The 19,575-nt window shown below is 71.2% G+C and carries 21 protein-coding genes and 1 pseudogene; 14 read left to right on the top strand and 8 right to left on the bottom strand.

Annotated elements, in window-relative coordinates; all coding sequences use genetic code 11:
• Positions 1–53: 53 nt before the first annotated feature.
• From pqqA to IE317_RS21940, 7 genes are read left to right on the top strand one after another with little or no spacing between them, the layout of a single operon-like run.
• Positions 54–209, top strand: coding sequence for a pyrroloquinoline quinone precursor peptide PqqA (gene pqqA, locus IE317_RS45490; RefSeq protein ID WP_373309090.1), 156 nt, complete (start codon positions 54–56; stop codon positions 207–209).
• Between the two features lie 3 nt (positions 210–212).
• Entirely contained in the window at positions 213–902 is a 690-nt protein-coding gene (pqqC, locus tag IE317_RS21965; protein WP_191312934.1) for a pyrroloquinoline-quinone synthase PqqC, read from the top strand.
• Positions 899–1,165 (top strand): pyrroloquinoline quinone biosynthesis peptide chaperone PqqD, encoded by a 267-nt coding sequence (gene pqqD, locus IE317_RS21960; RefSeq protein WP_191312932.1) that lies wholly within the window; start codon positions 899–901, stop codon positions 1,163–1,165. Before pqqC ends, pqqD begins: the two co-directional genes overlap by 4 nt.
• Complete coding sequence (pqqE, locus tag IE317_RS21955; protein WP_191312930.1) at positions 1,156–2,220, top strand: pyrroloquinoline quinone biosynthesis protein PqqE; 1,065 nt, start codon at positions 1,156–1,158, stop codon at positions 2,218–2,220. The genes pqqD and pqqE overlap by 10 nt, the downstream gene beginning before the upstream one ends.
• A complete protein-coding gene (pqqB, locus tag IE317_RS21950) occupies positions 2,217–3,038 on the top strand; it encodes a pyrroloquinoline quinone biosynthesis protein PqqB (protein WP_191312928.1) in 822 nt (273 codons plus the stop codon). The genes pqqE and pqqB overlap by 4 nt, the downstream gene beginning before the upstream one ends.
• Before the next feature lie 40 nt (positions 3,039–3,078).
• The gene (locus IE317_RS21945; protein ID WP_191312926.1) at positions 3,079–3,603 is read left to right on the top strand and encodes an ArsR/SmtB family transcription factor; all 525 of its coding nucleotides are present in this window, start codon (positions 3,079–3,081) and stop codon (positions 3,601–3,603) included.
• Between the two features lie 52 nt (positions 3,604–3,655).
• Positions 3,656–4,879 (top strand): MFS transporter, encoded by a 1,224-nt coding sequence (locus tag IE317_RS21940; protein ID WP_191312924.1) that lies wholly within the window; start codon positions 3,656–3,658, stop codon positions 4,877–4,879.
• 1 nt (position 4,880) lies between these two features.
• Here IE317_RS21940 and IE317_RS21935 read toward each other — a convergent pair whose 3' ends face one another.
• Genes IE317_RS21935 through IE317_RS21925 form a run of 3 tightly spaced genes read right to left on the bottom strand, consistent with a single transcriptional unit; the run spans position 4,881 to position 7,568 of the window.
• Entirely contained in the window at positions 4,881–5,138 is a 258-nt protein-coding gene (locus tag IE317_RS21935; protein ID WP_191312922.1) for a hypothetical protein, read from the bottom strand.
• A gap of 58 nt (positions 5,139–5,196) precedes the next feature.
• A complete protein-coding gene (locus IE317_RS21930; protein ID WP_191312920.1) occupies positions 5,197–6,573 on the bottom strand; it encodes an amidase in 1,377 nt (458 codons plus the stop codon).
• Positions 6,570–7,568 carry a D-2-hydroxyacid dehydrogenase gene (locus IE317_RS21925; RefSeq protein ID WP_191312918.1) on the bottom strand — a complete coding sequence of 333 codons (999 nt, stop codon included), beginning with the start codon at positions 7,566–7,568 and terminating at the stop codon, positions 6,570–6,572. The genes IE317_RS21930 and IE317_RS21925 overlap by 4 nt, the downstream gene beginning before the upstream one ends.
• A gap of 101 nt (positions 7,569–7,669) precedes the next feature.
• Between IE317_RS21925 and IE317_RS21920 the strand changes: the two genes are divergently transcribed.
• From IE317_RS21920 to IE317_RS21910, 3 genes are read left to right on the top strand one after another with little or no spacing between them, the layout of a single operon-like run.
• The gene (locus IE317_RS21920) at positions 7,670–8,410 is read left to right on the top strand and encodes a maleate cis-trans isomerase family protein (RefSeq protein WP_191312915.1); all 741 of its coding nucleotides are present in this window, start codon (positions 7,670–7,672) and stop codon (positions 8,408–8,410) included.
• Positions 8,411–8,470: 60 nt separating this feature from the next.
• Positions 8,471–9,217 carry a maleate cis-trans isomerase family protein gene (locus IE317_RS21915; RefSeq protein WP_191312914.1) on the top strand — a complete coding sequence of 249 codons (747 nt, stop codon included), beginning with the start codon at positions 8,471–8,473 and terminating at the stop codon, positions 9,215–9,217.
• Between the two features lies 1 nt (position 9,218).
• Positions 9,219–9,938, top strand: coding sequence for a GntR family transcriptional regulator (locus tag IE317_RS21910; protein ID WP_191312912.1), 720 nt, complete (start codon positions 9,219–9,221; stop codon positions 9,936–9,938).
• Between the two features lie 292 nt (positions 9,939–10,230).
• Here IE317_RS21910 and IE317_RS21905 read toward each other — a convergent pair whose 3' ends face one another.
• The 3 genes from IE317_RS21905 to IE317_RS21895 all read right to left on the bottom strand — a co-directional run bounded on the left by IE317_RS21905 (position 10,231) and on the right by IE317_RS21895 (position 13,275).
• Positions 10,231–10,695, bottom strand: a complete 465-nt coding sequence (locus tag IE317_RS21905; RefSeq protein WP_191312910.1) for a DUF4262 domain-containing protein — start codon at positions 10,693–10,695, stop codon at positions 10,231–10,233.
• A gap of 61 nt (positions 10,696–10,756) precedes the next feature.
• Entirely contained in the window at positions 10,757–11,815 is a 1,059-nt protein-coding gene (locus tag IE317_RS21900) for a tartrate dehydrogenase (RefSeq protein WP_191312908.1), read from the bottom strand.
• A complete protein-coding gene (locus tag IE317_RS21895) occupies positions 11,812–13,275 on the bottom strand; it encodes an NAD-dependent succinate-semialdehyde dehydrogenase (RefSeq protein ID WP_191312906.1) in 1,464 nt (487 codons plus the stop codon). Before IE317_RS21895 ends, IE317_RS21900 begins: the two co-directional genes overlap by 4 nt.
• A gap of 91 nt (positions 13,276–13,366) precedes the next feature.
• Between IE317_RS21895 and IE317_RS21890 the strand changes: the two genes are divergently transcribed.
• Both IE317_RS21890 and IE317_RS21885 read left to right on the top strand, forming a co-directional pair.
• Positions 13,367–14,623 carry an aspartate aminotransferase family protein gene (locus IE317_RS21890; protein WP_191312904.1) on the top strand — a complete coding sequence of 419 codons (1,257 nt, stop codon included), beginning with the start codon at positions 13,367–13,369 and terminating at the stop codon, positions 14,621–14,623.
• 2 nt (positions 14,624–14,625) lie between these two features.
• Positions 14,626–15,123: a DUF3830 family protein gene (locus tag IE317_RS21885; RefSeq protein WP_003079597.1), complete on the top strand. Its 498-nt coding sequence runs from the start codon at positions 14,626–14,628 to the stop codon at positions 15,121–15,123.
• Between the two features lie 9 nt (positions 15,124–15,132).
• Here the strand turns inward: IE317_RS21885 and IE317_RS21880 are convergent, their stop codons facing one another.
• Positions 15,133–15,954, bottom strand: a complete 822-nt coding sequence (locus IE317_RS21880) for an aldo/keto reductase (RefSeq protein ID WP_191312902.1) — start codon at positions 15,952–15,954, stop codon at positions 15,133–15,135.
• Between the two features lie 151 nt (positions 15,955–16,105).
• Here IE317_RS21880 and IE317_RS21875 point away from each other — a divergent pair.
• Together IE317_RS21875 and IE317_RS44635 are read left to right on the top strand one after the other, a co-directional pair.
• Positions 16,106–16,287, top strand: a pseudogene (locus IE317_RS21875) (hypothetical protein); the annotation flags it as partial.
• A gap of 267 nt (positions 16,288–16,554) precedes the next feature.
• Positions 16,555–16,713 (top strand): hypothetical protein, encoded by a 159-nt coding sequence (locus tag IE317_RS44635; protein WP_229902839.1) that lies wholly within the window; start codon positions 16,555–16,557, stop codon positions 16,711–16,713.
• Positions 16,714–16,726: 13 nt separating this feature from the next.
• On the opposite strand, the gene IE317_RS21865 is transcribed toward IE317_RS44635, so the two are convergent.
• Complete coding sequence (locus tag IE317_RS21865; protein WP_191312900.1) at positions 16,727–19,468, bottom strand: hypothetical protein; 2,742 nt, start codon at positions 19,466–19,468, stop codon at positions 16,727–16,729.
• Positions 19,469–19,575 lie beyond the last annotated feature (107 nt).

Here is a 19,575-nt window from a genome sequence, read left to right as displayed (position 1 = left end):
ATCGGCACGTTTGCTCCCCCATCGGAAGGAAACTTTCCGAAAGCGGGGCGAAAATGCTGGTCAGGCGGCTCTTCCCGCTCCTAGGGTGGCGACGATCAGCCCCCGGAGAAGAGGAGCAGGCCATGACCGAGGAGTGGACCACCCCGGACTTCGTCGAGTACGAAACCCCGATGGAGGTCACCGCCTACGCGGCCCGCATGGCGGACTGACCGATGCCGGTCGAGCCACTTCCGGAAAGCGCATTCATCGACGCCCTGCGCGGTCTTTCCGGCCGGTACTGGGGAACGCACCCGTTCCACCGCCGGCTGCACGCGGGCGAGCTCGACGAGCGCGCGCTGCGGGTCTGGGCGGCGAACCGCTGGTACTACCAGTGCGTGCTGCCGCAGAAGGACGCGGCGATCATCAGCAACTGCCCACTGCCGGAGATCCGCCGGCAGTGGCTCGACCGGATCGTCTACCACGACGGCGTGAGCGCCGGCACCGGCGGGATCGAGCGCTGGCTGCGGCTGTGCACGGCCGTCGGGTTGTCCCGCGACGAGGTTCTCGATGAGCGGCACGTCGCTCCCGGGGTCCGGTTCGCCGTGGACGCGTACGTGACTTTCGCCCGGACGAAACCGTGGTGGGAGGCCGTCGCCTCGGGACTGACCGAGATGTTCGCCGGGCACCTGATGCAGCAGCGGGTCGCGGACATGCTCGCGCACTACGCGTGGATCTCCCCCGAGGACCTCGCCTACTTCACCAACCGCATCGACAAGGTTTCCGGCGAAGGCAAGGACACGCTCGACATCGTGGTCCGCCACTGCGTCACGCGCGAACAGCAGGACCGCGCGATCGCCGCGCTGTCGTTCAAGTGCGACGTCCTGTGGTCGATGCTCGACGCGATCGAACGGGCGGCCGCGTGATCACCGCCGAGTCCGTTCCCCGGTTGCGCCGCGGCGTGCGGCTGTCCTTCGACCACGTCCGGGAGACGCACGTGCTGCTGTTCCCCGAGGGTGTCCTGGTCCCGAACGCCACGGCGGCCGCGGTGCTCGAACTGTGCGACGGCGCCCGATCCGTCACCGAGATCACGACGGCGCTTTCCCTGCGCTACACCGGTGTCGTCGCGCAGGACGTCCTCGCGGTGCTGTCCCGGCTGGGTGAACGGCGGGTCGTCGCATGGACGTGAGCCCGCCGCTGGGCCTGCTGGCCGAGCTGACCCACCGCTGTCCGCTGCACTGTCCTTATTGCTCCAACCCGGTCGAACTGACCACCCGGGACGTCGAGCTGTCCACTGAGGAATGGCTGTCGGTGCTGTCCCAGGCGCGGGAACTGGGTGTGCTCCAAGTGCACATGTCCGGCGGTGAGCCGTTGCTCCGGCCGGACCTGCCCGCGCTGGTCTCCCACGCGCACGAGCTCGGCTGTTACGTCAACCTGGTCACCTCGGGACTCGGCCTGACGGCCGCGCGGCTCGACGACCTCGTTTCGCGCGGGCTGGCGCACGTCCAGCTGTCGGCGCAGGGTGCGACGCGGGAGCGAGCCGACCTGCTGGCCGGGGCCAAGGCGCACGACCGCAAGCTGGTGGCGGCCGCGCTGGTGAAGGAAGCCGGGCTGCCGCTGTCGCTGAACGTCGTGCTGCACCGGCAGAACCACGACCAGCTGCCCGGGATCATCGAGCTGGCCGAGCGGATGGGCGCGGACCGGCTGGAACTGGCGAACACGCAGTACTACGGCTGGGCGCTGCGCAACCGGGACGCGCTGATGCCGACCGCTGCCCAGCTGGCCGCGGCCGAGCCGGTGGTCCGCGCGGCGGTTTCCCGGTTGCGGGGGACGATGGAGATCGTCTACGTCGTCGCCGACTACCACGAGCCGTACCCGAAGCCGTGCATGTACGGCTGGGGTGCGCGGCAGCTGACGGTGGCGCCGGACGGGACCGTGCTGCCGTGCCCGGCGGCGTCGGCGATCTCGACGCTTGCGCTGTCCTCGGTACGGGATACTCCGTTGTCGGAGATCTGGTACGAGTCGCCGTCGTTCAACGCCTACCGCGGCGAGGAGTGGATGGCCGAGCCGTGCCGCACGTGCGACCGCCGCGGGCTCGACTTCGGCGGCTGCCGCTGCCAGGCGTTCCTGCTCACCGGCGACGCCGCGGCCACCGACCCGGTGTGCTCGCGGTCGCCGCAGCGCGCGCTGGTCGATCTGGTCTTGTCCCGCCCCGGTGTCTCCGACCTGGTCATGCGCCGGTGAAGGTGATCCTGCTCGGCACCGCGGCGGGCGGCGGGTGTCCACAGTGGAACTGTGCGTGCGTTCTGTGCACAGCGGGGCTGCCGCCGCGCACGCAGGACTGCGCCGCGATCAGCGCGGGCGACGGCTGGTACCTGCTGAACTGCTCCCCGGACATCCGGGCGCAGATCCTCGGGACGCCGGAGCTGCGGGCCGGGCCCGGGCCGCGCGAGATCCCGCTGCGCGGGGTGCTGCTCACGGACGCCGAACTCGACCACACGCTGGGCCTGCTGATGTTGCGCGAGTCGGGCGGCCTGCCGGTGTGGGCGCCACCGGCGGTGCTGACCGCGTTGTCGCCGTTTTCTTCTGTCGTGGACAGCTACGGCGGCTGGACGTGGTCGTCCGTTGTGGACCTTCCGGGCCTGCGGGTCGAGGTGCTGCCGGTGAGCGACAAGCGGCCGAAGTACGCCTCGGCTTCCGATGGCCCCTGGGTGGTCGCGTACCGCATCTCGGACCCGGCGACCGGTGGCGTGCTGGTGTACGCGCCGTGCCTGCGCAGCTGGCCCGCGGGGTTCGACGAGTTCGTCGCCGACGCTTCGCTGGTGCTGCTGGACGGGACGTTCTACGCGCCGGACGAGATGGCCGGGGTGGGCGGCCCGGACCAGCTCGCGATGGGCCACCTGCCGATCACGGCCGGCCTGCCCCGGGTGGCCGGGCGGCGGTGGGCGTTCACGCACGTCAACAACACGAACCCGGTCCTCGACCCGGCGTCCCCCGAGCACGCGGCGGTCCTGGCCGCGGGTGCAACGCTCCCACCGGACGGCTCTCGGTTCACCCTCTGACCCCCAAATGACTGTTTGACAGTCGTGGTTCACTGGTGCCATGCCCCACGACCACCTCCGGGTGCTGGCCCACCCGCTCCGCTTGCGCATCCTGTCGCTGTTGACGGGCACAGCGCTGAGCGCGGCGGAGGCGGCCCGCGAGCTCGGCGAGACGCAGGCGAACGTGAGCTACCACGTCCGCAGGCTGCACGACGCGGGCCTGCTGGAGGTGGCGGAGGAAGTCCACATCCGCGGCGGGCGGGCCAAGCGCTACCGCCACCAGCCGGACTCGGGGAGGCGTCTGACCAGCCGATCGCCGGGCGAGGAGAAGCTCCTGACGAAGGCGATCGCGAACGAACTGCTGAGACGAGCTTCCGCGCGGGCGGCGGACCGCCGGGCATCGTTGACGGACGCGGAGCTGTGGGTGGACCCGGAGCTGTGGGCGCGGTTGCTGGAGAAGGCCACGGCGCTGAGCGAGGAGCTGCACGCGGCGGCTCAGCCGCCGAGGACGCCGGGAACGGTGCGGGTCAGCGCGAGCGTGGCGCTGTTCGAGCTGGAGAGCCCGGATTCGGACGCGGTCTCGTGAGCGCGCGCACCCCATGCCCAACCCGCGTCGCCGCGCCCTCGGAGCGGCTGTCGTGACCACTCCACTGCTCGCCCCGCTGCGGGAAGCCCGGTTCCGTGCGCTCGTCACCGGCCGGAGCCTGGCCGACTTCGGGAATGCCGTTGCCCCCTTCGCGCTCGCCTTCGCCGTCGTCGACCTCACCGGGTCCGCTGTCGATCTCGGGATCGTCGTCGGCGCCCGGTCGATCGCCAACGTTCTCCTGCTCCTCTTCGGCGGGATGCTGGCCGACCGGCTGCCCCGGTCGGTCATCCTGCAGGGCACCGAAACCGCCGCCGCGCTCACGCAGGGCGCCATCGCCGCGAGTGTCCTCTGTGGATTCGCCTCCGTCCCGCTGCTGGCCGGGCTCGGGCTGGTCAACGGGGCCGTCTCGGCCATTTCGCTGCCCGCGGCCGCCTCGCTCACGCCGTTGACCGTGCCCGCCCACCTGCTCGCCCCGGCGAACGCCCTGGTCCGGCTGCTCTCCAACGCCGGCCGCATCGCCGGGGCCGGGCTGGCCGGCGTGCTCGTCGCCTTCGCCGGCTCCGGGTGGGCGCTCGCCGGGAACTGCCTGCTCTTCCTCGCGGCCGCGGTGGCGTACCGGCGGATCCGGCTGCCGCGCGGCGACCGCGGTCCCGGCCGCCGTCCGCTGGCCGAGCTCGCCGAAGGGTGGCGGGAGTTCCGTTCCCGGTCGTGGGTGTGGCTCGTGGTGCTGCAGTTCATGATCGTCAACGCCGTGAACGCCGGCGCGCTGCTGGTGGTCGGCCCGCTCGTCGCCGACGACACCTTCGGCCGCACCGGCTGGGGCCTCGCGCTGGCCGTGCAGACCGCCGGGTCGCTGCTCGGCGGCATCCTCGCCGCCCACTGGCAACCGCGGCGGATGCTGCTCGCCGGCGTCGCGCTGATCATGATCGACGCGCTGCCGATGCTGGCTCTCGGCCAGACGCCGTATCTGCTTCCGCTGCTGGCCGCGATGTTCCTCTCGGGCGTCGCGATCGAGCAGTTCGCCGTCGCCTGGGACGTGTCGCTGCAGGAGAACATCCCGCCGGACAAGCTCGCCCGCGTCTACTCCTACGACATGCTCGGCTCGTTCATCGCGATGCCGGTCGGCCAGATCAGCGCAGGCCCGCTGGCCGAACACGCCGGCCGATCGGCGACGCTGCTGGGCGGCGCGGCCCTGATCGTCGCCGCGACGGCGCTCGTGCTGTGCAGTTCGCAGGTGCGCGGGCTCGTCCGCCGGGCGCCGGTCGGCCCGGGCTGACCTACCGGCCCACGCGGGGTCCGGACGTCAGGTCGCGGTGGCCGTCGAGACGCCACCAGCTCTCCAGCGTCTCGCGCAGCGCCTTCAGCAGCTCCCCGCCGGTCTCCAGCGGGACCAGCGCCGCCTTGCCGTCGTCCACCCGCAACGCGGCGGCCAGCCGGTCGCCCTGCTCGACCAGGCCGACCACCAGCCGCGTCGGCTCGCCGGCGACGTCGACGGTCGGGATGGCTCGTTCGTACCGCCAGCCTTGAGCGTTCACCCGGCCGACAGTGGCACAGCTTTCCCCGCTCCGGTCCGGGTTTCACCCTCAAGTGTGGTCACGCCCAGGGCCGCACTTCCTCGAGCAGCTTCGCCACCGCCAGCACGAGATCGTCCGAGTGCCGCGGCCCGACGATCTGCAGGCCGACCGGCAGCCCCGCCGACGTGCGCCCGGCCGGCACGCTGATCGCGGGCTGCTGGGTCATGTTGAACGGGTAGGTGAACGGCGTCCACTCCGGCCACTCGCTCAGCCCGCTGCCCGGCGGCACGTCGTGCCCGGCCTCGAACGCCGCGATCGGGAGGGTCGGCGTGATCAGCACGTCGTAGCGCGTGTGGAACTCGCCCATCCGGATGCCCAGCGCGGCGCGCTCGGCGGTCGCGTCGAGGTAGTCGCTCGCCGTCCACTTCGCGCCGAGTTCCCAGACCCGGCGCAGGCCGGGGTCGGTCCGGTCCGCCGAGCCGGGCGGGAACGAGTCCAGCAGCTTCGCCGCCCCCGAAGACCAGAGGACGTCGAACGCCGGCTTCGGGTCGGCGAACCCGGGATCGGTCTCCTCGACGTGCAGGCCGGCCTCCCCCAGCGCGCGGACCGCGTCCGCGACGATCGCGGCCACCTCCGGGTCGACGTCGACGTACCCGAGCGTGGGCGAGGACGCGGCGATCAACCCGCGCACGTCCCGCCGGACGGCCTCCCGGAACGACGCCGCCGGCGGCGCCAGCGCGGCCGGGTCTCGGTGGTCGGGCAGCGAAAGGACGTCCAGCAGCAGCGCGGTGTCGTCCACCGAGCGCGCCATCGGGCCCGCGTGCGAGAGCGGCCCGAAGGGGCTCGCGGGGTAGAGCGGGATCCGGCCGTGGGTGGGCTTCAGCCCGACGATGCCGCAGAACGACGCCGGGATCCGCACCGAGCCGCCGCCGTCCGTGCCGACCGACAGCTCCCCCATCCCGGCCGCGACGGCCGCGGCGCTGCCGCCGCTCGACCCGCCCGACGTCTTCGCCGGGTCGGCCGGGTTGCGCGTGATGCCGCACAGCGGGCTGTCGGTGACGCCCTTCCAGCCGATCTCGGGCGTGGTCGTCTTGCCCAGCAGCACCAGGCCGGCCTCGCGCATCCGCGCGGCGACCGGGCTGTCGACGTCCCACGGCTGGTCCGGGTCGATGCTCTTCGAACCCCGGACGGTCGGCCAGCCCTGGGTGAGGAACATGTCCTTGATCGAGGACGGCACGCCGTCGAGCCACCCGATCGGGTTGCCGTCCCGCCAGCGGACCTCGGACGCTTTGGCCTGCTCCAGCGCGCGGTCGGCGTCGACGAGGCAGAAGGCGTTGCACTCGCCGTCCCGTGCTTCGATGGCCTGCAGCGCGTTCTGCGTCGCCTCGACCGGCGAAAGCTCGCCGGTCGCGTAGGCGGCGACGAGCTCGCTGGCGGTCAGCATCCTGTCGTTCATCCGGCTCCCTGGTTCCCCGACGGCACGTAGCCGAGTGTCTTGTCGACGACATTGCGCAGCGGCTCCCCGGCGCGCCAGCGGCGGAAGTTCTCGGCGAACACCTCGACCAGCGCGTTCCGCCAGCCGACGAAGTCCCCGGACATGTGCGGCGAGATCAGCACGTCCGGCAGGGTCCACAGCGGGTGTTCGGCCGGCAGCGGCTCGGTGTCGAAGACGTCGAGCGCGGCGCCGGCGATGGACTTCGTGGTCAGCGCTTCGACCAGATCCGACGTCACGACGAGCTCGCCCCGCCCCACGTTGACGAACCGCGCCGACGGCTTCATCGCGGCGAACGCGCGCGCGTCGAACATGCCCTTCGTGTGCTCGGTCAGCGGCGCGACCGCGACGACGTAATCGGCGTGCGGCAGGACCTCCGTCAGCCGCGCGGACTCGTGCACGACGCCGAAGTCCGGGTCGCCGATGCGCTCGCGGCGGCCGGCGCCGCTCACCCGCATCCCGGCCGCGCGCAGCAGCCGCGCGATGGCCCGCCCGATCGGCCCGGTGCCGACGACCAGCACCTCGCGCCCGGCGATCCGTTCGGTTTCGCGGTGCCGCCACCGGGCTTCGCGCTGCAGGTCGTGCGAGCGCGCGAAGTCCTTGGCGAAGGCCAGCACGACGCCCAGCACGTACTCCGCGATGGCGTCGTCGAAGACGCCGCGCGAGTTCGTCAGGACCACGTCGCTCTCGCGCAGCCCGGGGAACAGCACGGGGTCGACCCCCGCGCTGGCGATGTGCAGCCAGCGCAGCCGGTCGGCCGCGTGCCACGCGCCCGGCACCGCCGTGGAGAGGAAGTCGTAGACGAAGAGGGCGTCCGCTCCGGACAACGCTTCGGCCAGGCCCGCCGCGTCCGTGTAACGCACGACCGCCCCGGATTCGACAGCACGCATGTCCGGTGGGCGGGACTCGCCGCAGAGCACGGCCAGGACGGGGAGTTCCCGGTGTTCCGAGGCGATCACGTTGACACGGTAAAAGTCACTCGTATGATTGTCAACAATCCGAGGAACGACCCCCGGAGCACCGGACGTGTCAAGTACGGACGTATTCCGGAGGCTGAGCCTTGGATTTCGACTTCCTGGCGTTCGACGGCCCGCTGGCGCAACGCGGCATCGGCGTCATCGCTCCCTTCGACCTCGCGCTGGAGCGCGAGCTCTGGCGCTGGGTGCCGATGGAGGTGTCCCTCCACCTCGCCCGCACGCCGTACGAGCCCGTGCCGGTCAGCATGGAGATGGCCCGCCTGGTCAGCGACAGCCACCACCTGGCCAGTGCCACCCGCGACGTGCTGCACGTCGAGCCCGAGGTCGTCGCCTACCTCTGCACGTCGGGCAGCTTCGTCAACGGCGTCGACTACGAGCGCTCGCTGACCAAGGCGATCTGCGACGCCGGCGCACCGGACGCCGTCACCACCTCGGGCGCGCTGGCCGAAGTGCTGCACCAGCTCGACCTCCACCGCGTCTCGGTGCTCACGCCGTACGACGCCGACCTGACCCGCGCCCTGCACGACTTCCTCGCCGAGCTGGACGTCACCACCGTCGCCAGCGACCACCTCGGCCTGGGCGGCGGCATCTGGAAGGTCAGCTACCGGACCATCGCCGAGCGCATCCTCGCCGCCGACCACGGCGACGCCGAAGCGATCTTCGTCAGCTGCACCAACCTCCCCACCTACGACCTGATCGAACCCCTGGAAACCGCGCTCGGCAAGCCGGTGCTCACCGCCAACCAGCTGACCATGTGGGCGTGCCTGCGCCGGATGGACCTGCCCATCGTCGGACCCGGACGGTGGCTCCGTGACGTGTCGTGAAGGTTTTCCTTGACCTCCCCTCTAGGATTGTCGACAATTTGCGTCCCCTCCGGAGGTTCCGTGACCACCATCGGTTTCATCTACCCCGACCACGCGGCCGAAGACGACTACCCGCTGGCCGAACAGCTCCTCGGCGGCATGGCCGTCGACGAGGGCGACATCCGGCTGGCGGTCGAGCACATCTACGGCACCGACAAGCACGCGGTGGCCGAGCTGCTCGACCTCGGCAGCGAGGCCCGCCTCGCCGACGGCGCCGCCCTCCTCGCCAAGCACGAGCCCGCCGCGGTGATCTGGGCCTGCACCAGCGGCAGCTTCGTCTACGGCTGGGAGGGCGCCCGCGACCAGGCCGACCGCCTCGCCGCCGTCGCCGGTGTCCCGGCCTCCAGCACCTCCTTCGCGTTCGTGCACGCCGCGCGTGCGCTGGGCGTCAAGCGGGTCGCCGTCGCCGCCAGCTACCCGGACGACATCGCCCGGCTGTTCGTGGACTTCCTCCGGGCCGGCGGCATCGAGGTCGTCTCGATGGCCAGCGCGGACATCGTCACGGCCGCCGAGGTGGGCGCGATGAGCCCGGAGGCCGTCGTCGAGCTCGCCGTGAGCCACGACCACCCGGACGCCCAGGCGGTGCTCGTGCCGGACACCGCCATGCGCACCCTCGGCGAGATCAACGCCGTGGAGGCCGCGCTCGGCAAGCCCGTGCTGACCGCCAACCAGGTCACGGTCTGGGAGGGCCTGCGCCTGACCGGGCAGCACCGGCTCGTCCGCTCGCTCGGCGCGCTCTTCCGGCACCTGCCGGACGGGAGCGCCTGAGATGGCCCTGCCGCCGGGCATGCTGCCCGAGATCGAACCGGTGAGCCGCGAGTCGACGGCCGCCGTCATCGCGCGCCAGCTGCGCGACGCGATCATGACGGGCGCCCTCCCGCCCGGGACCCAGCTCGGCGAGACCGAGCTGGCCGCGCGGTTCCAGGTGTCACGGGGGCCGCTCCGGGAAGCCATGCAGCACCTGGTGTCCGAAGGGCTGCTGCGGAGCGAGAGGCACCGCGGGCTGTTCGTGATCGACCTCGAGCCGGGCGACGTCTACGACATCTACGCGGCCAGATCCGCGATCGAGCGGGCGGCCATGCTGCGCGCCCTGCGCGGCGGCGACCGCGACCGGATCGCGGACGTCCTCGAACAGACCGTCACCGAGATGGCGACCGCGGCGAGCGAGGACGACCCCACCGCGCTCTCCACGGCGGACCTCAAGTTCCACGAGGCCCTCATCAACGCCTCCGGCAGCAAGCGGCTGGTGCGGATGGCCCGGACGCTGCTGATCGAGACGCGGATGTGCCTGACGGCGTTGCAGAGCACGTACCAGCGGGTCGAAGAGCGCGTGGAGGAGCACACGAAGCTCATCCAGGCCCTGCGCGACGGCGACGAGGAGACGGCGCTGACGCTGCTCGAGGCCCACATGGAGGACGCGGTGCAGCGGCTGGCGCCGGGCACGAGCCTTAAGGACGGGGAAGCACCGCCAGTACCGGGAAACGCGTGACCGGAGGGCCGACTCGCGTACCCGGCGAGTCGGTCGGCGTACCTGGAGGGTCGACTTGCGTACCTGGAGGGTCGACTTGCGTACCTGGAGGGTCGGTTCGCGTACCTGGATGGTCGACTTGCGTACCTGGGGGGTCGGTTCGCGCACCCCGACGGAGGACACGCCGGACCGCAGCCCGAACTCGCGTGATCGGAGCCCGAACTCGCGTGACTGGGCGGGCATCTCGCGTGACTGGGCGGGCATCTCGCGTGACTGGGCGGGCATCTCGCGTGACTGGCGGGGCATCGCGGGGTCAGTGGGCATGGCGGGGTCCTAGGACGGGCTGGCCGGCTCGGCCGTCGCGGTAGTCGGGGGACCAGGGGAAGCGGCCGCGGGTGTCCGCGTGGACCAGTTGCAGCGCCCGGATTTCCGGCCCGTACAGCGCGACCGCGAACACCAGGTGGACCGACGGCTCGGTGAGCTCGACGACCTCGAGCAGCGGGCCGTCGCGCAACCGGGTGTGGTCGCCCGCCGCGAGGGGCGGGCCGTGCCGGACCCGGGAAGCCAGGGAGTTCAACAGGTTTCCGGCCGCGAGCATCGGCAGGCCCGTCACGACCAGCTCGGGCAAGCCGTACCCGCTCAGGCCGATCGTGTAGGCCCACGGCGGGTACGGCCCCGCTCCCTCGACTCCCTGCACCAGCCAGCCCCGCTCGGCCACGCCGTCGCGAAGCCGGTCCAGGTAACCGGATCTGTCCTGGTTCTCGCACTCGAAGCACATCGGTGTCTCCTCCCCCTCGGTGGGCTCGTGGTCCACCGTGCCGGAGGGCACCGACAAAAACTCAGCCCAGCGCTTCGGCCACCGCCGTGCCGAGCCGTTCTGTGGTATCCGTGCCGCCGAGGTCCGGCGTGCGCACGCGGCCCTCGTCGAGCACCCGGTCCACCGCGGCGCGGATCGCTTGTGCGGCAACGGTTTCGCCCAGGTGTTCGACCAGCATCGCCGCCGCCAGGATCTGCGCCACGGGGTTGGCGATGCCCTGCCCCGCGATGTCCGGTGCGCTCCCGTGGACCGCCTCGAACATCGACGGGAATTCACCCGATGGGTTGATGTTGCCGGACGGCGCCATCCCGAGCCCGCCGGTGATCGCGGCCGCGAGATCGCTCAGGATGTCGCCGAAGAGGTTCGACGCCACCACGATGTCGAGCCGGTCCGGCGCCTGCACCATCCGCGCGGCCAGCGCGTCCACGTGCATCTGTTCACTGCGGACATCCGGGAACTCCGCCGCCACCTCGGCGAAGATCTCGTCCCAGAACGGCATCGAGTGGATCAGCCCGTTGGACTTCGTCGCCGAGCAGACGCGGGAAGACCGCGTCCGGGCCAGTTCGAACGCGTACCGGATGATCCGCGTGACGCCGACCCGCGTGAAAACCGACTCCTGCAGCACGAATTCGTCGGGCCGGCCGGCGTTGTGCCGCCCGCCGATCGCCGAATACTCCCCTTCGGAGTTCTCCCGGACGATGACCAGCTCCAGCTCCTCGGCCTTCCGCCCGGCCAGCACGGACGTCGTCCCCGGCAGCAGCCGCACCGGCCGCAGGTTGACGTACTGCTGGAACGCCCGCCGCAGCGGGATCAGCAGGCCCCACAGCGAGACGTGGTCCGGGACGCCGGGGAAGCCGACCGCACCGAGCAGGATCCCGTCGAACGCCGACAGCTGCGAAACCCCGTCGTCCGGCATCATCGACCCGAGCCGCGCGTACCGCTCGCAGCTCCAATCGAACTCCGTCCACGCCAGCGAAAACCCGAACAGCTCGGCGGAACGGTCGAGGACCTTGCGGGCCTCGACCGTGACGTCCACCCCGATCCCGTCGCCGGGGATGCTCGCCAGGCGGTAGGCCGTCACAGGGCCACCGCGATGTACTTGGTCTCCAGGAACTCGTCGATGCCGACCGAGCCGCCCTCGCGGCCGAGCCCGGACTGCTTGATCCCGCCGAACGGCGCCGCCGGGTTCGAGACGATGCCCTGGTTGAGCCCGATCATGCCGGCTTCCAGGGCTTCCGAGACCCGCAGCGCACGCTTGAGATCGCTGGTGAAGACGTAGGAAACGAGCCCGAACTCGGTGTCGTTCGCCTTCGCCACCGCCTCTTCCTCGGTGTCGAACGGCGTGATCGGGGCGACCGGCCCGAAGATCTCCTCGTGCGTCAGGCGCGCTTCCTGCGGCACGTCGGTGAGCACCGTGGCCTGGTAGAAGTGACCCGGCCCGTCGACGCCCGAACCGCCGGTGAGGACGCGGGCACCGCGGTCGGTGGCGTCCTTGACCAGCTCCGTCACCTTCTCGACGGCCTTGTCGTCGATCAGCGGGCCGACCACGACGTCCTTCTCGGTACCGCGGCCCATCGGCAGCGCCTGCATGCGCTCGGTCAGCCGCCGCGCGAATTCGTCGACGACGCCGCGCTGCACGTAGAACCGGTTCGCCGCGGTGCACGCCTCGCCGATGTTGCGCATCTTCGCCTGCATCGCGCCGTCGATGGCGGCGTCCATGTCCGCGTCGTCGAAGACCAGGAACGGCGCGTTGCCGCCCAGCTCCATCGACGTCCGCAGGATCTTGTCGGCGCACTGCTCCAGCAGCTTGCGGCCGACCCCGGTGGAGCCGGTGAAGGAAAGCTTGCGGGCACGCCCGTCGCGGATCAGCGGCTCCATCACGCCGCCGGAGTCGCTGGTCGTGACGACGTTGAGCACGCCTTCGGGCAGGCCCGCCTCGGCGAGGATGCCGGCCAGCGCGAGCATCGACAACGGCGTCTGCGCGGCGGGCTTGATCACCGACGTGCAGCCCGCGGCGATCGCCGGGCCGATCTTGCGCGTGCCCATCGCCATCGGGAAGTTCCACGGCGTGATCAGCAGCGTCGGCCCGACCGGCTGCTTGGTGATGAGGAACCGGCCCGCGCCGTTCGGAGCGGTCGCGTAGCCGCCGTCGATGCGGACGGCCTCCTCGGCGAACCAGCGGAAGAACTCGGCGGCGTAGGCGATCTCGCCCTTCGACTCGGCGAGCGGCTTGCCCATCTCCAGGGTCATCAGCAACGCCAGCTCGTCCTGGCGCTGCATCAGCAGTTCGTAGGCGCGGCGCAGGATCTCGCCGCGCTCGCGGGGCGCCATCTTCGCGAAGTCCGCCTGCGCCGCCACGGCCGCGTCCAGCGCCGCCACGCCGTCCGACGGCGAGGCGTCGGCGACGTGGCAGAGTTCCTTGCCGGTGGCCGGGTCGACCACCGGGAACGTCTTCCCGTCCTGGGCGGCCACCCACTTGCCGCCGATGAACAGTTCCTTGCCGACCGCCTCGACGACGCCGGACTCGGTGCTCGCGCTCATCCCGACTTGCTCCTCACGTGTTGTCCCGAGGGCCATGCTATGGATATTGTCAACAATCGACAACCCGCTCGAACCGATCGAGGAGCACGCTGTGGCCCAGCTCTCTCCGCTGCTCAAGCAGGCAACGCCCGTCGTGGTCGACCACGGTGAAGGGGTTTACCTCTACGACGTCGAGGGCAAACGCCACCTCGACTTCACCGCCGGCATCGGCGTCACGAGCACCGGGCACTGCCACCCCCACGTGGTGCGGGCCGCGCAGGAGCAGATCGGCAAGCTCGTCCACGGCCAGTACACGACGGTCATGCACAAGCCGCTCCTCGAGCTGACCGAACGCCTCGGCGGCGTGCTGCCGAGCGGGCTCGACTCGCTCTTCTACGCGAACTCGGGCAGCGAAGCGGTCGAAGCGGCGTTGCGGCTTTCGCGACAGGCGACCCAACGCCCGAACGTCATCGTCTTCCAGGGCGGCTTCCACGGCCGGACGGTCGCCGCCGCGTCCATGACGACGTCCGGGACGCGGTTCAGCGCGGGTATCGGCCCGCTGATGGCCGGCGTGCACGTGGCCCCGTTCCCGTACGCCTACCACTACGGCTGGGACGAGCGGACGGCGACGAAGTTCGCGCTGCGCGAGCTCGACTACCTCTTCCAGACGGTCAGCGCGCCGAACGAGACCGCCGCGATGTTCGTCGAGCCCGTACTGGGCGAAGGCGGGTACGTCCCGGCGAACAGCGAGTTCATGGCCGGGCTGCGCGAGCGTGCGGACCGGCACGGCATCCTGCTGGTCGTCGACGAGATCCAGACCGGCTTCGGCCGCACCGGGAAGTTCTGGGGCCACGACCACTTCGACGTCTCCCCCGACATCGTCCTCATCGCGAAGGGCCTGGCGAGCGGCTTCCCGCTGTCCGGCATCGCCGCTTCGCAGGAGCTGATGGCGAAGGCGTTCCCGGGCTCGCAGGGCGGGACGTACGGCGGGAACGCCGTTTCGTGCGCCGCGGCGATCGCGACACTGGAGGTCATCCAGCAGGAGAACCTGGTCGAGAACGCCGCCGAGCGCGGCCGCCAGCTGCTCGAAGGCGCCCGGGTGATCGCGGACAAGACGCCGTCGATCGGCGAGGTGCGCGGGCTCGGACTGCTGGTCGGCTCGGAGTTCACCACCGCCGACGGCGAGCCGGACACGGCCACCGCGCAGGCCGCGCAGCAGGCCGCGTCGAAGAACGGGCTGCTGCTGCTCACCTGCGGGCCGTACATGAACGTCGTCCGGATGGTGCCGCCGCTGGTCGTCACCGCCGAGCAGGTCGACGACGCGCTGCGGATCTGGGGCGACGTCGTCGCTTCGGTCACGGGGAGCTGAACATGGCGCGGTACATCACGATCACCCTCGACAAGCGCGGGGTCTCCTGCCGCGCCCGGCTGCTCGACGACGAGGCGCCGCGGACCTGCAAGGCGGTCTGGGACGCGTTGCCGCAGAGCGGATCCGCCTACCACGCGAAGTACGCGCGCAACGAGGTCTACACGCTCGTGCCACCGTTCGCGGAACCCAAGCCGGGCCGGGAGAACCCGACGATCACGCCGATCCCCGGCGACGTCGTGTACTTCGGCTTCGAGGCCTGGGAAATCGGCAACCCGGCGTACGGCTACGACGAAGGCAGCGAGGCGCACAGCGACCAGGGCGCCACCGACCTGGCGATCTTCTACGGCCGCAACAACCTGCTGATCAACGGCGACGCGGGCTGGGTGCCCGGCAACGTGTTCGCCACCATCGAGGAGGGCCTGGCCGAGATGGCGGCGGCCGCGCAGGACCTGTGGCTGCGGGGTGTCGAGGGCGAGACGCTTTCGTTCGCACGCGCCTGAAGCGCCGGCTCACCCGAGCGCGTTCAACCGCTCGAAATCGGCATCGGAGAGCACAATTTCCGCAGCGGCGCAGTTTTCCTCCAGGTGCGCGATCGACGACGTCCCCGGAATCGGGATGACGACCGGCGACCGGCGCAGCAGCCAGGCGAGGGACACCTGAGCCGGGGTCGCGCCGACGCCGGCCGCGACCTCGGCGAGCACGCCGCCCGCCGTCGTGTGGCGACCGTTGGCGATCGGGAGCCAGGGGACGAACGCGATCCCCTCGCGCTCGCAGTGGCCGAGCACGTCGTCGGACGCGCGATCGGTCAGGTGGTAGCGGTTCTGGACGCTCGCGATCGGCGCGATGGCCCGCGCCTCGGCCAGCTGCGCAACGGTCACTTCGGACAGTCCGATCCGCGCGACCTTGCCCTCGTCGCGCAGCCGGGCGAGCGCGCCGATCTGGTCGGCGAGCGGCACCTGCGGGTCGATCCGGTGCAGCTGCAGCAGCTCGAGGCGGTCGACACGCAGGCGCCGCAGCGAAAGTTCCGCCTGCTGCCGCAGGTATTCGGGACGGCCCAGCGGGACCCACTCGCCGCGGCTCGGGCGCGCGTGCCCGCACTTCGTCGCGACGAGCAGGCCGGGGTACGGGTGGAGTGCGTCGGCGAGCAGCTCCTCGTTCAGGCCCAGGTCGTAGGCGTCGGCGGTGTCGAAGGACGTCACGCCGAGCTCGGTGGCGCGGCGTGCGACGGCCTGGGCGCCGTCCTTCACGTGGTCCCACTCGGTCAGCCGCATGGCTCCGAAACCCAAGCGGTGCACGGAAAGGCCGTCTTCGAAGGTGTACGTCGAGGTCATGCCGGAAGCTTCGCCGCCGCCGTCGTCACCCACCAGAGATTTAGCCTGAGCTAAATCCAAGACGGTTACTCAGGGTGCCCTGATAGCGCGAACAGACCAGTGATCACCCTGACCACTGGGGTCCGTGGGGGCCGAGGAGAAGGCGAGCCACATGAACATCGAAACCGCGTTGAAGGAAGCCCATTCCATCTCCGGCCTGTGGGCGCCGCCCTCGTCGACTACGAAAGCGGGATGGCGCTCGGGACGCTGGGCGGCGGCGACTGGCTGGACCTCGACACGGCAGCCGCCGGCAACACCGAAGTCGTCCGCTCCAAGCTCCGGGTGATCTCCGCGCCGACTCCCCTGCCGACCCGCAGGCAGGGCGCGGCGCAGCACTTCCCGCCCCCGCAGGACGTCCCGCGGTCCTACCCCGACGCCCGGGCGGCGGCCCAGGCCCTGGAAGCGATCCGCGGCGAGGTCGACCGGGTCAACATCACCGGCCTGCTGCTGGCCAGCGACACCCAGGAGATCGAAGACGACAGCGTGGCGGCCATGGCCGCCGCGATCGGGCTCGCTACGAGGTTCATCGGGTAGGCCGGCCTCGGCGAGGCCCGCGGCGCGATGTTCCAGGGCTCGCTCGGCCGCATCTGCGTCTTCCCCGTGCAGGGTCCCGTCCTGCTGGTCGTGTTCGCCCGGCCGGACACGACCATGGGCCTGTTCAACGTCGTCGCGAGGCAGGCGCTGGCCCTGCTCCAGGACGCGCTGACCACAGCGAACTGAGCTGCGGACGCGCTCAAGGGCAGGGCGCGCTGTCTTGGAAGCGGAAGGTGCAGACGGGGTTGGCGTCGACGGCGGTGATGTCGTCGATGGTGACGACGGCCAGCGGTCGCCCGGCTCCGTCGCGGCCGGCCCGGAAGTCGATCCGGCCCGATACGCCCTTGAAACAGGCGGCGCTCATCGAGTCGGAGCAGTCGAACTCGCGGAACTCCTGGGCGACCGTCGCCCGGTTCGGGGCGAGCTTGCCCGCCTCGGGGACCGCACGGAGCTTGTTGCGGTTCACGGCGGTCAGGTACATCCCGGCCGCATCGTAGGCGGTCCCGACGCGCTCTCCGGTCCAGCGACGGTTACCGCCGTGCGCGGCGAGTTCCGCTCCGAAGGCCCGCCAGCCGGCCGGCCGGTCGTCCCGCGGCGAGTACAGCCCTCTCAGCCCGGCGCAGAAGATGGTCAGCGGCCGCTGACCGTCCGGGTCGCTGCCCACGGCGGCGGGCTTTCCCTCGGAGACGCAGGAACTGCCGGCGAGCACGACCCTGTTGGCCAGCGACACGTACCCGAGCGAAACGTTGGAGAACCGGTCGGACCGGCGGCTCTCACCCTGGGCGATGAACCGGGTCACGGCGTCGTCGCCGATGATGGTGGGCTTGCCGGTGGCCGGGCAGCCGTCGAGGACGTGGTTGAGGAAGTCGGTGAAGCCGGTCTCGCGGCCCGCGTAGAAGGCGATGTCGTCCGCGCGGCAGTCGACCTCCACCGTCGACGGGGTGCGCCACTGGCGCAAGCGGATCGACGATTGCCCGTGCGCGAGTTCGGCGAACCGGTCGTGCAACGTGCCGAGGTACTGGTCGGGCTCCTGCACGAGGTCGGGGTGGTAGACGGTCACCGTCCGCCGGGTGGCCGCGGCGTACTCGGCGACCAGCCGCGCCTGCGGGCGGTTGCCCGCGACCATCTGGAAGTACAGCGGTGACAATGCGGGCAACGAGTCCCCGGTCAGCGTCGTGGCCACGATGGGAATGCCGAACGCCCCGAGCGCGCCGATGGCGCTCTCGGTCTGGGTGACACTCCGTCCGCCGCCCACGACACCCATCACCGTCGGGTCCCGCTCGGCGAGCGGCGCGATGAACCGATCGACCGTGCGCCGCGCGTGCCGCATCTGGTAGCCACCGTTGGCGACCACGATCCGCAGCAGCGGGTTCAGGGCGTCCTCGGTGGAGTTGCCCACCGTGTTGTACTGCGACTGCTGGATCAGCAGCCCGGTCACCTCTTCCGCCTCGGCGTCGTCGGTGCCTTCCCGGGTGTCGGGATGGGTCAGTTCGGCGAAATAGACCAGCGTGACGATCGAGCGGTCGGGGTTGGTGTCGTGCAGGCGCTCCGCGATCTCGTTCTGCTCGAACACCGCCTCCTGGGCCTTGCGCAGCTTGCCCGTGCTGCCGAAGACGTAACCCCCGGCACTCACCCCGACGCATTCCCCGGTCTCCGGCATGAGGACGGCGCCGGCCTCGGGGAACCCGGCGACCCCGCACGGGTCGGGGACGGGTTCCGGCAGCATCGCCATCGTGCTCGCGCCCGTCCCGGCCAGGAGCAACAGCACCGCGGCGACCACGGCCGGTTTGCGGGCGAACCAGGGGATCTTCCTCGGCTCCCAGTGCCGGCCGCTGTCCGCGTCGTGCCAGGACGCCGGGTCTTCGCCGTCGAGCCGGATGACGAGGAACCGGGCGGCCGGCCGGAACTGCTGCCGTCGCCGTGGCAGGTATTTCTTCCAGTCGGCGACGTCGGCCTTGATCGTGCGCACCGAGCCGGGTTTGACGTCGAGGCTGTCCGGGAGGTCCGTCGCGGTCGCGATCACCAGCAACGGGTCGTGCTCGCCGGTCTGGTTGCGCACGTCGTTGATCAGGTGCAGGAGCTCCCAGCCGCCGTTGGCCTCGGTGATCCCGTGGAGGACGGCGGTGAGGTAGGCGGTGCGCCGCCACCGGCGCAGCCACCAGGTGCGAGTGCCGTAGAACCGGCGCAGATCCCGCAGAAAAGCGCGGACCAGGAGCAGCTTCAGTTGTTCGAGGTTCTCGTTCTCGCGGGCGTCGGTGGTCAGCCGCCGGGCGAACCCCAGAAAATCGGCGGAATGCTTGGGCACCATGAACCGCTGCCGCATCAGCCACCGCGGCTCACCGCCGCGAAGCCCCCGCAACCACAGCCACCGCCCGAACCGGGACAGCAGCCGCGGCATCAGCCTGGTCAGGTCGAGCGCCTTTTCCGGCGCCACTGCGCCCACCATGCGGCTGAGCAGTTCGGTGCCTTCGCCATCGGGCGAGGTCGGGGCGTACCACTCGAGGAGCTTCGAGCGCAGCGGGGCCTGCTGGTTGCGTTCGAGCGTGGACTGGCGGTGCCGGGTCAGCCAGTCCACCAGGCGGAAGGTGTGGAACGGGATCTCCTTGCCCGCCCCGAACCGGTCCGAGCTCAGGTTCTTGACCAGGTGGTTGAGCAGCGGCAGCACGGGACGGCCGTCCCCGCCATCGACGGTGATCAGGGCGGCGTCGACCGAGGCGGACGGGATCAGCCGCGACGGCACCCGGTCGAACTGACGCGGATCCGGGTTGAGCCGGGCGGCCAGCGCCTCGGTCACGGCTTCGGTGGCCCCCGGCTCGCCGATCAGGCACAGCAACGGCAGAGCCTGCTCCCCGCGCAGGTCCCGGTGTTTCTCGGACCACCTCCAGCGCGGGCGGTCGATCAGCTCGCGCACTTCCCGCAACAGCGGGTCGAGACCATTCATGTTCCGCCCCTCCGACCGCTCGCGACGGTGCCTCCGATCAAGGAGAAGCACGGGCAGAGCGGGCCTGACGGGCAATAGCGGCAGTTCTACCTGAATGGAGCAAGAAA

Source organism: Amycolatopsis bullii (assembly GCF_014654205.1).
Taxonomy (GTDB): domain Bacteria; phylum Actinomycetota; class Actinomycetes; order Mycobacteriales; family Pseudonocardiaceae; genus Amycolatopsis; species Amycolatopsis plumensis.
Note: the sequence above shows the minus strand (reverse complement) of the source record. Positions and strands in the feature narration are given on the sequence as shown.

Excerpts from the sequence above, each read along its gene's own strand:
- pqqA (WP_373309090.1), top strand. The coding sequence starts at position 54 with ATGCTGGTCAGGCGGCTCTTCCCGCTCCTAGGGTGGCGACGATCAGCC.
- pqqC (WP_191312934.1), top strand. The coding sequence starts at position 213 with ATGCCGGTCGAGCCACTTCCGGAAAGCGCATTCATCGACGCCCTGCGC.
- pqqE (WP_191312930.1), top strand. The coding sequence starts at position 1,156 with ATGGACGTGAGCCCGCCGCTGGGCCTGCTGGCCGAGCTGACCCACCGC.
- IE317_RS21945 (WP_191312926.1), top strand. The coding sequence starts at position 3,079 with ATGCCCCACGACCACCTCCGGGTGCTGGCCCACCCGCTCCGCTTGCGC.
- IE317_RS21930 (WP_191312920.1), bottom strand. The coding sequence starts at position 6,573 with ATGAACGACAGGATGCTGACCGCCAGCGAGCTCGTCGCCGCCTACGCG.
- IE317_RS21910 (WP_191312912.1), top strand. The coding sequence starts at position 9,219 with ATGGCCCTGCCGCCGGGCATGCTGCCCGAGATCGAACCGGTGAGCCGC.
- IE317_RS21905 (WP_191312910.1), bottom strand. The coding sequence starts at position 10,695 with ATGTGCTTCGAGTGCGAGAACCAGGACAGATCCGGTTACCTGGACCGG.
- IE317_RS21895 (WP_191312906.1), bottom strand. The coding sequence starts at position 13,275 with ATGAGCGCGAGCACCGAGTCCGGCGTCGTCGAGGCGGTCGGCAAGGAA.
- IE317_RS21885 (WP_003079597.1), top strand. The coding sequence starts at position 14,626 with ATGGCGCGGTACATCACGATCACCCTCGACAAGCGCGGGGTCTCCTGC.
- IE317_RS21880 (WP_191312902.1), bottom strand. The coding sequence starts at position 15,954 with ATGACCTCGACGTACACCTTCGAAGACGGCCTTTCCGTGCACCGCTTG.
- IE317_RS44635 (WP_229902839.1), top strand. The coding sequence starts at position 16,555 with ATGTTCCAGGGCTCGCTCGGCCGCATCTGCGTCTTCCCCGTGCAGGGT.
- IE317_RS21865 (WP_191312900.1), bottom strand. The coding sequence starts at position 19,468 with ATGAATGGTCTCGACCCGCTGTTGCGGGAAGTGCGCGAGCTGATCGAC.